Here is a 13,336-nt window from a genome sequence, read left to right on the forward strand (position 1 = left end):
TATGGTGGTTACGGCGTCAACTTCCTGGCTTAACTCACTGTGAGGTTTAAGCCACAGTGCGCCCGGCTGCATAAAGCTGCTTGGGCATGTCACGGCGGAGGCTCCATTCGAACTGGATCGGCTTCTCACCGCTGTGCGTGACGTAATCGACGTTTCCTAGGAAGGTATATGCCGAAGCCGTATCCACCTTGTTCTTCTTATTAAAACGGGTTGCGATGATGATGTTGCCGTTGAGCTCATGGTGGTGGATGTAGCGGCGGGCCATCGCGGACTTAAGTGATGTGGTGGATTGGGATTCCCAGTGCAAACGATCCGGTGCTAGCGGGTAATCGCGGTAGTTTGTCGAAGCACTAACGTTCTCATCCTTTTGGAAAGTAACCAGGAAAAGATCAGTGTTAGAGGCATCGAAGCGGCGTACCCCTTCGCGTGGGAGGTTGGCGAGCTTGCGCAGAGAGCCGTCGTCCAAAGCGCCGACGAGTTCGGCGAGGCTGTAATCCGCGTGTGTTTCCAAGACACTATTCGTCGATTTCTCTGGGATGACTCGGGAGCGGTCGAGTGTGAGCCGCATAACCTGAGTTACTTCGGCGACGAAGGCAGGGCAGGCGCGGATGATGCTCAGGGCCTGGTCAATGGTCTCTGGGATTGCCGTATTTGAGTTCGCCCACAGAGCCAGCACAAGCATGGTGGCGTACCGGACTTGCTCGGGAGTCATGTCCTTTTCATATGGCCCATCCGGAGAAACCAGGAGACTGTAGGCCGCTACGCGGTTGGGATCGTTGATGTGTAACAGCACCCGGATTCGGCTGAGTAGAAACTCTTCGTGCTCGCTCGCAGGGCCGGAGGGCAGCAGGTTCTCGTCGCGAAGCAGCGTGGTCCACGTAATGCCCTTGCGACGGTAAATGTCTTCCACGGGGACGCCAGAGCTATTTATGAAGCTTGCGAGATCGGTCGTGCCGTAGTCAGTAATCAGTGCTCGTATCTTCTTAACTGTGTTCCGGGCCAAGCGTTTGATGTTCTTTAGAACGCGCTCGGTCGTTACGCGGTCCAAGGTGATGTTGGAGCCAGGCGGGGCAGTGGGGAATCCTTGCTCTACCTCCTTGGCGAGGTTCTTTCCGCGAGCGGCGGTAAGCACCTTGAAGCGCTCTTCGAAATCGAATTCCTCGTGCTGGAGGCCTAGGAAATCAAAGACGGTGCAGGCGTTCTTTCCTTCGTTGAGGCGCAGGCCGCGGCCGAGCTGTTGGACGAAGAGCACCGGGCTTTGCGTCGGGCGCAGAAGCAGCAGCGTGTTGACCGCTGGGATATCGACGCCTTCGTTGAAAATATCGACCGCGAAGATGATCTTGATAGTGCCTTCGCGAAGCTGCTCAATGGCGCGACGACGCTCATCAACGTTGAGCTTGCTGCTGACCGCTAAGGCAGGGATGCCGAAAAGGTTGAATTGCTCCGCCATGTATTCGGCGTGGGCGATGGTCACGCAGAAGCCAAGGGCCTTCATTTCGGAGAGATCGAAGATGCGATGATTGAGCTCGTTGATGATGAACTTGGTGCGCTTTTCTCCGGCCTTGATATAAATCTCGCTCAGCTCCGAAGCTTGGTAGTCCTTCTTTCCACGGTTCCAGGTCAGGCTAGTCAGGTCAGTAGCATCGTCGACTCCGTAGTAATGCAACGGTGCGAGGAGCTGGAGGCGCAATGCATCCCAGAGGCGAAGCTCATGGGCTACTCGATAGTCGAAATACTTCTGGACGTTCTCGCCGTCACCGCGCTCCGGCGTAGCCGTTAGCCCCAGGAGCTCACGCGGCTGCAAGTAGTCAAGGACTGCGCGGTAGGTCGAAGCTTCGGCGTGGTGGAACTCATCAATGACGACGACCTCAAAATGGTCCGGTGTAATCTGGGCCAGGCGCTCGCCATGCAGCGATTGGATGCTGGCGAAGACATGGTCCCACTGGCCGGGTTGCTCACCGCTTAGGAGGAGTTCACCAAAGCTGGCATTACGAAGAACCTCGCGGTACGTCCGCTGGGCCTGGGTGAGAATCTCACGCCGGTGGGCAATGAAAAGCAGACGTGGCCTACGCCCCAGCTTCTCGCACAGGCGGCGGTAGTCCAATGCGGCCACGACCGTCTTGCCTGTACCGGTGGCGGCAATCAGGAGGTTGCGGTGACGATCGTGAACTTCGCGCTCGGACTCTAAAGCTTCGAGCATCTCTTCTTGGTAGGGGTAGGGCTCGACGCGAAGGCCAGATAGCTCGAGCTTTTCGCCGGGCTTTGATTCGAGGAATTTGGCGCTGCCGAGAGCCTCCTTGAGGCGCGCGTAGTCCTTCTCCGGTTCAAAGGTTTTGAAGTGATTGTCGTACCAATAGCTATCGAAGGTCTTGATGAACTTCTCAATGATCTCCGGCGTGGAGGAACGAGAACCTCGGACGTTCCATTCCCAACCATCAACCAGCGCTGAGCGCGAAAGGTTTGAGCTGCCGATGAAGGCGGTGTCGAACCCGGACTTTCGCCGAAAGAGCCAGGCCTTGGCATGCAAGCGTGTGCTCTTGTGTTCGTAGCAAATGCGGACTTCAGCACCGTAATCTTCCACGAGTCGGCGCACTGCGGCTGCTTCGGTCGCCCCGCAGTAAGTGGACGTAATGACTCGCAACGGAATCTGGTGATCCCTGAGGTATTCCAGTTCATCGCTGATGACCGCAATGCCCGAGCTCTTGATGAAAGCGCACAGCAGATCGACGGAATCCGCCGTGCGGATCTCGCGAGCGATTTCGACCGACATATTTGTATCGTCCACGCTGTTGGTGAACAAGGCACTGGTGTTGAGCGAGACCTCCGGAAGCTCTGGTGGCTCTTCAAGCTCTGATCTGTAGATAGCGTAGAGCAGCTGTTCTGCGGCGATAGACTCATCCGCACCAAGGTGTTGTGCTAGCGCATTGATGAGGGCAACGCGGTCCTCCGCCTTCGTCATCTCGGTGAGTTTTTGTTCAAGTGCTTTGGCAAAATGCTGGGACACTGCCGCGGCGAAGCGCGGATTGACGTCCTTCGTGGACTCGTGAGCAATGCCAGTAGCAGCCGTGGGGCGCGCTCGCTTGGTCTCCTCGATTCGCTCCTGAACACGAGCGGTGACCGGGGTTTCGTAGATGCCGAAGGGCAGGATGGATTCGAAACTCATAGGCGCGAGGAAATAAGTTTGACGGCGGGAATGTCTGCGGGAGCCCAGTCGAGTTCCCGTGCCGCGGCAGGGGTCACCCAACGAGTCTCATCGTGATCACTAAGGGTTAGTTCACCGGATGCAATGCGGCACAGAAAAGTAGTTAGCTCAATGGTGGCGAAGTCATACTCGTACACGGTCGAGGTGACCTTGTCGCCAACGGTTGCGGTTACGGAAAGCTCTTCCTTGATCTCACGCGCGAGCGCCTGCTCCGGGGTTTCGCCAGATTCAATCTTGCCGCCCGGAAACTCCCACATGCCGGCGAGGGACTTTCCAGGAGCCTTTCGGCAGGCCAGGAAACGATTGCCGTCTGTGAAGACGGCGCCGACAACACGAATCGGTGAACTCATGGGGACCAGTATGCCGGCTGGCCCCGGTCTTATCTAGGAATTCGCGCCCGTGGCAGCAGAAAAATGCGCCGTCACAATGTCATCAATCAACCGCGCGGCCAGCTTGGCGGTGTGGGCGTCGATGTCGAAGGTGGGGTTGAGCTCGACGACGTCGACAAGCGCCAGGCGTCCCGTGGCGGCGATGGTGAGTGCGAGTTCTCGGATGATGTTTACCGGGACGCCGAGGCCTGCGGGGGCGGAGACACCGGGTGCTTGGTCGGCGGGCAGAACGTCCAAGTCGATGGAGAGGTGGATGGGTGTGGTACCGGCGCAGATGCGCGCGGCGGTGTCGCGCACCTGGGCGCGGTCCATGCTGAGCAGTTCCTCGTCGAGGACGACGGTGACGCCGAGGGTGGAGGCTTCGTCGAAAAGCACCGGCGTGTTGTTGGGGCGGGAGATTCCCAGGACGGAATAGTCGAAGTCCTCGCGGCCCACCAGGTCAGAAATCTGCTTGAACGGGGTGCCGGAGGTGGGCACGTCCGCGGTGCGGAGATCGAAATGCGCGTCCAAGTTGATGATCTGCAGTGGGCCCTGGGCGCGGAAGGCGCCGCGGTGGGAGCCGAAGGCTGTCTCGTGGCCGCCGCCGAGGATGATGGGCAGGTGCCCGGCGCGCGAGAGTGTCTCCACTGCTTCGGAGAGGCGCTCGTGGGAGCCCTCCAGGTCGGTGCCTTGAGTGGTGATCGTGCCGGCGTCGTAAAGCGGGTGCGTATGGTGCAGCGCCAGGGAACCCAGGGCGCTGCGCAGGGCGGCCGGGCCTGCAGCCGCGCCGGGGCGTCCATGGTTGCGCTCAACGCCCTCGTCGGAGGCAAAACCAAGGAGTGCGACGCCGGGTTCTGCCTGGGGCTTGGCGACGTCCAGCGGGCGAACCACGCTGTGCCACCGCGCATGCTCGGGGCCCGGGCCATCGGAGCGGCCGGACCACTCGGGGGCGGGGGAGTAGGCGGGGGCATCAACGGTGTTCATGGTTATCCTTTCGCGTCTGCTTCTTGCGGGTCCGTTCCCTGTGGAGCCCGCGCGGCGGTGCGGCGGCCGGTGAGGTAGAAGATGGCCGTCATGAGGAGGATGAAGATAACGCCCGTGGCGAGTGCCGGGCGGTACTGCTCCTGCCACACCATGATGCCAAAAGTGAAGATGATGAAGGCGATGGAGAAGTATTGGCCCCAAGGCCAGAAGGGGACGGTGTATTCCAGGCTGGCGCGTTCTTCGGTGGGCATCTGGCGGCGGGAGGCCACGTGGGCCAGGAGGATCATCAACCACACGTAGATGGTGGCGAAGGTGGCCAGGGAGGCGATGATTTCGAAGACATTCTCCGGGATGAGCGCGTTGAGCGCGGTGCCGATGATCATGACGATGAGCAGGATAATCATGGTCATGACGGGCACACCCCGAGTCTTCTTCGCCATGATCTGCGGCGCGAGGTTCTGGCGTGCCAAGCCGGTGAGGACGTTGCCGGCGCCGAAGAGATCGGCGTTGATGGCAGAAACCGCCGCGGTGATGACGACGACGTTGAGGGCGGCCGCGGCCCAGGTGACGCCGAGGGTGGAGAAGATTTGGACGAAGGGGCTTTCCTCACCGGTGATGCTGCGCCAGGGGTTGATCATGAGGATGACCAGGATGGCCAGGACATAGAAGAGCAGGATGCGCACCGGGATGGTGTTGACGGCCTTCGGCACGGACTTGGCGGGGTCCTCGGCCTCCGCGCTGGCGACGCCGACGATCTCCGTGCCGCCGAAGGCGAAGAGGACGAGGATGAAGGAAGCGACCATGCCGGAAATACCGTTGGGGAAGAAGCCGCCATCGTTGACCAGGTTGGCCGGGCCGGTGGTCTCCGCGGTGGAGAGGCCGAAGACGAGCACGGCCACGCCGCCTAGGATCATTGCGATGACGGCGCCGACCTTGACGATGGTGAAGGCGAATTCCAGCTCGCCGAAGGCCTTAACCGTGGCGAGGTTGGCGCCGCCGACGAGGAGCAGCGTGGCGGCGACCCACACCCACTTGGGCGAGCCGGGGAACCAAAATTGCATATAGACGCCGATGGCGGTCAGGTCCGCTAGGGCCACGATGACCATCTCGAAGGCGAACATCCAGCCGGTGATATAACCCGCCCAGGGGCCTAGGAAGGCGCGGGCGTATTCGGCGAAGGAGCCGGTGACGGGGTGGTGCACGGACATCTCACCCAGCGCGCGTAGGAGGAAGTAAACCACGGCGCCGCCGAGGAGATAGACCAAGAGGACCGAGGGGCCGGCGGCTTGGATGGCGCCGGCGGAGCCGTAGAACAGGCCGGTGCCGATGGCCGAGCCCAAGGCGATGAAGTGCAGGTGCCGGTGTTTCAAGCCGGGGCGCTTGGCGGTGGTTTCTGCCACGGGGATGCGTCCTCCTCAGTTCCCCAATGCGGTGCTCGTTGGTTCCGGCGCCGCGGATGAAGGGGAGTGGTTGGTGCGGGTGGGTCTGGGAGTTACTTTCCTCTAGTTCAGACGTGGGGTCAATTTTGTGGTGGGGGTGGCACGGTTGGGCTCTATGGCGGGGGACTCATTCCGCTTGTGGGGGTGACGTGTGTGACAAGTGTGTGTGGTGCCGCTAGTATGTGGAAGACCTGCGTGTGGCTGTCGCGTGGGCACGGCTTCAAGCAACCGCCTTTTCTTGGTGTGTGCTTGATCGGCGCGATCATTTAAGAGAACGCGTTTGTGGCCGTGCTAATGACGTGTAGTTTCCACCACCGTGAGGTAGAACATGAACTCTGAAGACGCAATCGTTGACGCCTTCTACGAGAGCGACGACGATGTCCCCTCCAAGAAGGGCATCTGGCGCCTCTTTGTCTACAGCGCTATTGGCGCTTTCGTATTCTTCTTTCCCATCAGCTATGACGGAAAGAAGTCCATCCCGCTTGACCACATGGTCACCATCATCCGCACCTATGCCGATGCCTTCGTGCCCTGGTTCATCCTGGCGCTGGCGCTCTATGGCACGGTGCGCAGCATCGTGAACAAGAACTGGCGGGAGGGGCCGCTGCAAGCGGTCTTTACAGTTCTCAACGTGGTGGGCCTGGTGGTTTCCTTCCTCATGGTCATCGGAACCCTGCCGGGAGTGCTGGGCAATGAGGGCATCGTGCCCTTCCTGTGGAATTCCATTGCCACCCCGGTGGGCCTCATCGTGCCGATTGGCGGCGCCTTCCTGGGCCTGCTGATTGGCTATGGCCTCCTTGAATTCGTGGGCGTGTTCATGCAGCCCATCATGCGCCCGCTGTGGCGCACGCCGGGGCGCTCCGCCATCGACGCGGTGGCCTCCTTCGTGGGCTCCTACTCGCTGGGAATTCTCATCACCGACCGCGTGTATCAGCGCGGCGGCTACACCGCGCGTGAGGCATCCATCATCGCGACGGGCTTCTCGACGGTCTCGGCGGCCTTCATGGTGATCGTCGCCAAGCAGCTCGACCTGATGGGCATGTGGGGGACCTACTTCGCGGTATCCCTCCTGGTGACCTTTGTGGTTACGGCGATTACCGTGTGGATTCCGCCGCTGAGCAGGATCCCTGATGAGTACGTGGACGGCGTGCAACCGGACCCAGAAAAGCCGGTCAAGGGTAACTTCATCAAGGCCGCCTGGCGCGAGGCGCTGCTGGCGCTGGACCGCGCGCCGTCCTTGGGCGCTGCCATCTGGGAGAACCTGCGCGATGGCGTGCGCATGGCGGCGGCGATCGTGCCCTCCATCATGTCCGTGGGCCTGATCGGCCTTTTGCTGGCTAACTTCACCCCGCTCTTCGATTGGTTGGGATACCTGTTCTACCCATTCGCGTGGATTGTCCAGCTGCCGGAACCGGCACTCGCGGGCAAGGCAGCCGCCATGGGAATCGCGGAAATGTTCCTGCCTGCCACCGTGGCGGCCGGGTCCTCGAGCATGGTGCTCAAGTTCGTGATCGGCGTGGTCGCGATTTCCGCCATCATTTTCTTCTCCGCGCTGGTGCCCTGCATCCTGGCCACCAAGATTCCTATCAAGCTGTGGCAGCTCGTGGTCATCTGGTTCGAGCGCGTGGTGCTCACCATCATCATTACGACGCCGATTGCCTTCTTGGTGACCTAAGGAGGACTTAAACGAGGGCTCACTAGAATGTGGGCCCATGAGTACCTCCCGAGTCCCGGCGGCGCGCAACGCGCTGGAAATCCTCAGGCTGCTGTCCACTATCGACGTGCCGATTTCCGCCGCGCGCATTCGCAGCGAGCTGAACCTACCGCGCTCGTCCACCTACCACCTGCTCAAGGAGATGGTGGACGCAGGATTCGTGGTGCACCTGCCGGAGAACCAAACCTATGGGTTGGGGCTCGCTGCCTACTCCATGGCCGCGGCTTATGCCACGCAGCAGCCCCTCGTGAAGGCAACGCAGGGGCACCTTGAACGCATCGCTAGCACTGTGGGCGGCTCGGGGCACCTGTCACGTTTGGCGGGGTCGGAGATCCTCTACCTCAACGAGGTGCGCGCGCCGGGGGCGCTGTCACTGGTCACGGAGAGGGGAGTGCGCCTGCAGGCACAAAAGACGGCCTCCGGGCGCGCCATGCTGGCGCTGCTACCAGAAGCGGAATGGCGGGCGGCCTATTTCCCTGGTTCCTTAGGTTTTGGGGAGTACAAAGAGATACTGCGCCAGGTACGCGAGCGTGGTTGGGCCGAAGAAATTGAGGTGGTGGCGCGGGGGCAGGCGTCGGTAGGCGTGGCGGTGGTGGACCACGTGGGCAGGCCCGCGGCGGCGCTGGCTGTGACCTTTCCCGTGGGCACCGTTGATGCCGCCGGAGTGGCGCAGAAACTACACGCGGCTGCGCAGCAGGTTGCGGCGAGGATGTACGGGCGCCGTTAGTGTGCGTGGGTGTGCGAGGTGCTTGCGCGCCGGGGAACCTGTTGTACTATGAGCGCAGCGCGTAAGGCTGTCGCGCGTATCACTATTTTTCTAAACTTGTGAAAGCAAGTACGTATTTTCGCGTGCCTATTCTACCCCTTATTGAAAGGGGCGAGGTGCGGGTAATGCAGTGACGTCGAAGGAGCCTTACATGTCCAATTCTGATCCCTCCACCGTGACCGTGGGTATCGGTGCGCTGAGCATCGAAGAGGTTGTAGCCGTAGCGCGCTATGGCGCACAGGTAGAGATTTCTGAGGATGCCCTGGCGGAAATCGCCTCCACTCGCGAGCGCGTCGAGGAGTTGGCCCAGGACCCGACTCCGGTCTACGGCATTTCTACTGGTTTCGGCGCGCTGGCCCGCCGTCATATTCCGGAGGAGATGCGCGCGCAGCTGCAGCTCTCGCTCGTGCGCTCCCATGCTGCGGGCACGGGCCCGGAGGTAGAGCAAGAGGTTATCCGAGCGCTCATGTTGCTGCGCCTGTCCACCCTGTGTACTGGCCGCACCGGCGTGCGTCCGGTGGTGGCGCAGACCTATGCCGCGGTGCTCAACGCGAATATCCACCCGGTGGTCCGCGAATACGGTTCTTTGGGCTGTTCCGGTGATTTGGCGCCGCTCGCGCACTGTGCGCTGGCGCTGTTGGGCGAGGGCGAGGTGCGCGTCGATGGCGGCGACATCACCCCAGCCGCTGAGGCCCTGGAGGCTGCCGGCATTGAGCCGCTCAAGCTGCGTGAGAAGGAAGGCTTGGCGCTAATCAACGGCACCGACGGCATGCTGGGGCAGCTGTGCCTGGCTATTACAGATCTGCGCGAACTGGCCAAGACCGCGGATATTGCCACCGCAATGACGGTGGAAGGTCTGCTGGGCACTCTGGTGGTCTTCGCCGATGACCTGCAGCAGCTGCGCCCGCACCCGGGCCAGGCGGATGCTGCGGCGAATATCCTCTCGGTGGCGGAAGGCTCGGAGATTCTCGCGGCGGCCCTCGAGGACTTCAAGAAGAAGCAGGTCCAGGACGCCTATTCGGTGCGCTGCGCCCCGCAGGTGGCCGGTGGTTTCCGCGATACCCTGGCGCATACCGCCTTGGTTGCGGAGCGTGAGCTCGCTGCGGCCGTCGACAACCCGGTGGTGGCCAAGGATGGGCGCGTGGTTTCCAACGGTAACTTCCATGGCGCGCCGGTGGCCTACGCGCTGGACTTTTTGGCCATCGTTGTGGCTGACCTGGCTTCCATTTCTGAGCGCCGGACCGACCGCTTCCTCGACGTCGCTCGCAACCGCGGACTCAACGCCTTCCTGGCCGATGACCCAGGCGTGGACTCCGGCCACATGATTGCTCAGTATGCGCAGGCGGGTATCGTCTCTGAGCTCAAGCGCCTGGCCAACCCGTCTTCGGCGGATTCCATCCCGTCTTCGGCGATGCAGGAAGACCACGTCTCCATGGGCTGGTCGGGTGCGCGCAAGCTGCGCAAGGCAGTCGATGGCCTGCAGCGCGTCCTCGCCATCGAAATCCTTACCGCCGCCCGCGCCATCGATATGCGCGAGGGCCAGCCGGCCAAGGGTACCGGCGCGGTTATCGACGCTCTGCGCCAGACTGTCCAGGGTCCGGGCACCGACCGCTACCTCTCCCCGGAGATTGAGGAGACCGTGCGCCTGGTCAAGGAAGGTGCGCTGGTGGATGCGGTAGAGGGGGCCGTCGGCACGCTGCGCTAACTCCACCCCAGCCCCATGGTCCACACGGTCCATGGGGCTTTCTCGTGCGCCCTTGATTTCAAAAGTGCAGACCTGGAAGTACAGACCTGCTGGTCGTCGCAAAGCACTGCCTTGGCGCTTCACGACGCCCACCTGCATGAATGCACTTCCAGGTCTGCACTTTTGGCTGGGTACCGGATTGCAGGTAGTGCGGCGGAGGCGAAGTACGGAAGCCTATCTGTGGCGAGGCACACAAAGCTGGGTTATGAGTAGTGCATGAACAATGAACAACTCTTTAACTTCTTAGACCAGCATCTTATCGACCTTCGCAAGCTACCCAATGATGATCCCCGGTGGAAGAAGGTGCACGCCGGCAAGGTAGCCAAACTGGCGTGGTGCTTCGTACTGCCGATGATGCATTGGCACGAACTCAAGCCGTGGCAGAAGGAGACCACGAAGGCATATGTGCTCGGGTTGACCTTGCCCAAGGCAACATTAGTGGGAAAATCCGCCGCCCTTATTCACGGAATTCCGCTGGTTGTGCCGCCGACCGAATGGGAGGCAACGTTGCCTTCGAACTCGGTACCTCCACGATCTAAAGCCACTGTCCGTTATCGCCGCATGGACTTGCGCGGTAAAGAGACGGTGGTTCACGGGATTCGCGTGTCAACCCTGGAGCGCACGGCCATTGATATTGCGCGGTTCTATGGATTTGAGGAGGGACTCGTTGCCGTCGATGACGTGCGGGCGCGCAATGTTGGCCAGTTCTGGATCAGTGAGACGCTCGGCGCTATGGGGAGAGTTAAGGGTGTTGCCGCCGCGCGGCGGGCGGTTGCTGAAAGCATCAACTGCTCGGAGTCACCGTGGGAATCCTATGCCCGTGCCTTGATTCTTGCGGCGGACTACCCGGAGCTGCGCTGGGTCAAGGCGCAGTATGTGATTGAGAACTATCGAGCGGATCTGGTCATTAATGGGTGGCTCGTGATTGAGATTGACGGGAACGTCAAGTACAGGCACGAGGTTGAAGAGGTGATTCGCGCGGAACACCGGCGCCAGCAAGCCATCCTCAATAAGGGCTACATCGTTTTGAGGTTTAGCCCAGAACAGTTGAGTTCGCGGCCTGACTATTTCCAGGAGACGGTGGGGAAGCACTTGGCGCGCGGCCCTCGTTTGTAGATGTGCAGACCTAGAAGTGCAGACCTGCTGGTCGTCGTCAAGCACTGCCTTGGCGCTTCACGACGCCCACCTGCATGAATACACTTCCAGGTCTGCACTTTTGGGTTTGATGGAGGCGGACAGCGCGCCGCTGCAGTACGGGTCGTGCGACAGTCTTGTATCTGAGACAACTAGGTCAAAAGTGTCCTGGCTCATGGTGCTGCGTCACAGTAACTTGTCCTGTGTGACGCTGACCAAGCCTTAAAAGGGACAGCCCCGGGAAACCGGCCTTGGGGGTTTGGGAGGGCGTCGAAAAGCACGAGCGAAAGGAAGTCATGTCTGAACCCCGCGAAGTACGCGCCCCGCGCGGAACCGAACTGAACGCCAAGTCTTGGCAGACCGAAGCCCCGCTGCGCATGCTCATGAACAACCTCGACCCCGAGGTTGCCGAGCGTCCCGAGGACCTCGTGGTCTACGGTGGCACCGGCCGTGCCGCCCGCAGCTGGGAAGCCTTCGATGCCATCGTGGAGTCCCTCAAGGACCTCGAAACCGATGAGACCCTGCTGGTGCAGTCCGGCAAGCCGGTGGGTATCTGGAAGACCAACGAGTGGGCACCGCGCGTGCTCATCGCCAACTCCAACCTGGTCGGTGACTGGGCCAATTGGGAGCACTTCCGCAAGCTCGAGGACGAGGGCCTGATGATGTACGGCCAGATGACGGCCGGCTCCTGGATTTACATCGCCACCCAGGGCATCCTGCAGGGTACTTTTGAGACCTTCGCGGCCGTGGCCAAGAAGCGCTTCAACGGCACGCTCGCCGGCACCTTCACCCTGACCGGTGGCTGCGGCGGCATGGGCGGCGCGCAGCCGCTGTCCGTTACTTTGAACGGCGGCGCCTGCCTCATCGTTGATGTTGACGAAACCCGCCTGAAGCGCCGCCAGTCCAAGCGCTACCTCGATGAGGTCGTCACCGACCTGGACGAGGCGCTGAAGCTGGTGCTCGACGCCAAGGAGAACAAGAAGCCGCTGTCCGTCGGTCTGGTGGGCAACGCCGCCGAGGTCTTCCCGGAGGTGCTGCGCCGCCAGCGCGCCGGCGAGTTCACCGTGGATATTGTTACCGACCAGACCTCCGCGCACGACCCGCTGAGCTACCTGCCCACCGAAATCACCGTCGAGGATTGGCACAACGAGGCCAAGGCGGATCCGACCACCTTCACGAAGAAGGCCCGCGAGGCCATGGCCGCCCAGGTCCAGGCCATGGTGGAATTCCAGGACGAGGGCGCCGAGGTCTTCGACTACGGCAACTCCATCCGCGACGAGGCCCGCAAGGCCGGCTATCAGCGCGCCTTCGAGTTCCCGGGCTTCGTCCCGGCCTACATCCGCCCGCTCTTCTGCGAGGGCCTTGGCCCGTTCCGCTGGGCAGCGCTTTCCGGCGACCCGGAGGATATCAAGGTCACCGACCAGGCACTCAAGGAGCTCTTCCCGGACAACGAGCACCTGCACAACTGGCTCGATGCCGCAGAGGAGTACGTGGAGTTCGAGGGCCTGCCGGCACGTATTTGCTGGCTGGGCTACAACGAGCGCCACAAGGCTGGCTTGCTCTTCAATGACTTGGTCAAGGAAGGCAAGATCAAGGCCCCGATCGTCATCGGCCGCGATCACCTGGACTCCGGCTCCGTGGCCTCCCCGTACCGCGAGACCGAGGCCATGCTCGATGGCACCGATGCCGTGGCTGACTGGCCGCTGCTCAACGCCATGACCGCTGTGTCTTCCGGTGCCACCTGGGTATCCATCCACCACGGCGGTGGCGTGGGCATGGGCCGCTCCATCCACGCGGGCCAGGTCACCGTCGCCGATGGCACCGAGCTGGCCGCCGCCAAGCTGCGCGCGGTGCTCACCAACGACCCGGGCATGGGCGTTATCCGCCACGTGGATTCCGGTTACACTCGCGCCAAGGAAGTCGCCGACGAGCGCGGCGTGCGTATCCCGATGGAATTCAAGGCCCGCGACTAGACACGAGAGGAA

General features: G+C 61.6%; 9 protein-coding genes. 5 read left to right on the top strand and 4 right to left on the bottom strand.

The window, feature by feature from the left end; all coding sequences use genetic code 11:
- Positions 1-46: 46 nt before the first annotated feature.
- Genes HMPREF2698_RS06905 through HMPREF2698_RS06920 form a run of 4 tightly spaced genes read right to left on the bottom strand, consistent with a single transcriptional unit; the run spans position 47 to position 5,954 of the window.
- On the bottom strand, positions 47-3,163 hold the full coding sequence (locus HMPREF2698_RS06905) for a DUF3427 domain-containing protein (RefSeq protein WP_070563196.1): 3,117 nt from the start codon (positions 3,161-3,163) through the stop codon (positions 47-49).
- On the bottom strand, positions 3,160-3,552 hold the full coding sequence (locus tag HMPREF2698_RS06910; protein WP_070562934.1) for a (deoxy)nucleoside triphosphate pyrophosphohydrolase: 393 nt from the start codon (positions 3,550-3,552) through the stop codon (positions 3,160-3,162). The genes HMPREF2698_RS06905 and HMPREF2698_RS06910 overlap by 4 nt, the downstream gene beginning before the upstream one ends.
- 33 nt (positions 3,553-3,585) lie before the next feature.
- Positions 3,586-4,554 carry a formimidoylglutamase gene (hutG, locus tag HMPREF2698_RS06915; RefSeq protein WP_070562937.1) on the bottom strand — a complete coding sequence of 323 codons (969 nt, stop codon included), beginning with the start codon at positions 4,552-4,554 and terminating at the stop codon, positions 3,586-3,588.
- A gap of 2 nt (positions 4,555-4,556) precedes the next feature.
- Complete coding sequence (locus HMPREF2698_RS06920) at positions 4,557-5,954, bottom strand: amino acid permease (RefSeq protein WP_070562940.1); 1,398 nt, start codon at positions 5,952-5,954, stop codon at positions 4,557-4,559.
- A gap of 367 nt (positions 5,955-6,321) precedes the next feature.
- On the opposite strand from HMPREF2698_RS06920, the gene HMPREF2698_RS06925 reads away from it, so the two are divergent.
- The 5 genes from HMPREF2698_RS06925 to HMPREF2698_RS06945 all read left to right on the top strand — a co-directional run bounded on the left by HMPREF2698_RS06925 (position 6,322) and on the right by HMPREF2698_RS06945 (position 13,324).
- A complete protein-coding gene (locus HMPREF2698_RS06925) occupies positions 6,322-7,668 on the top strand; it encodes a YjiH family protein (protein WP_070562943.1) in 1,347 nt (448 codons plus the stop codon).
- 37 nt (positions 7,669-7,705) lie between these two features.
- A complete protein-coding gene (locus HMPREF2698_RS06930) occupies positions 7,706-8,434 on the top strand; it encodes an IclR family transcriptional regulator (protein WP_070562946.1) in 729 nt (242 codons plus the stop codon).
- A gap of 190 nt (positions 8,435-8,624) precedes the next feature.
- The gene (gene hutH, locus HMPREF2698_RS06935; protein WP_070563201.1) at positions 8,625-10,178 is read left to right on the top strand and encodes a histidine ammonia-lyase; all 1,554 of its coding nucleotides are present in this window, start codon (positions 8,625-8,627) and stop codon (positions 10,176-10,178) included.
- Between the two features lie 255 nt (positions 10,179-10,433).
- Positions 10,434-11,333, top strand: a complete 900-nt coding sequence (locus HMPREF2698_RS06940) for an endonuclease domain-containing protein (RefSeq protein WP_070563204.1) — start codon at positions 10,434-10,436, stop codon at positions 11,331-11,333.
- 314 nt (positions 11,334-11,647) lie between these two features.
- On the top strand, positions 11,648-13,324 hold the full coding sequence (locus tag HMPREF2698_RS06945) for a urocanate hydratase (protein ID WP_070562954.1): 1,677 nt from the start codon (positions 11,648-11,650) through the stop codon (positions 13,322-13,324).
- Positions 13,325-13,336 lie beyond the last annotated feature (12 nt).

Origin of the sequence: Corynebacterium sp. HMSC072A02 (assembly GCF_001810085.1) — a bacterium.
Taxonomy (GTDB): domain Bacteria; phylum Actinomycetota; class Actinomycetes; order Mycobacteriales; family Mycobacteriaceae; genus Corynebacterium; species Corynebacterium hesseae.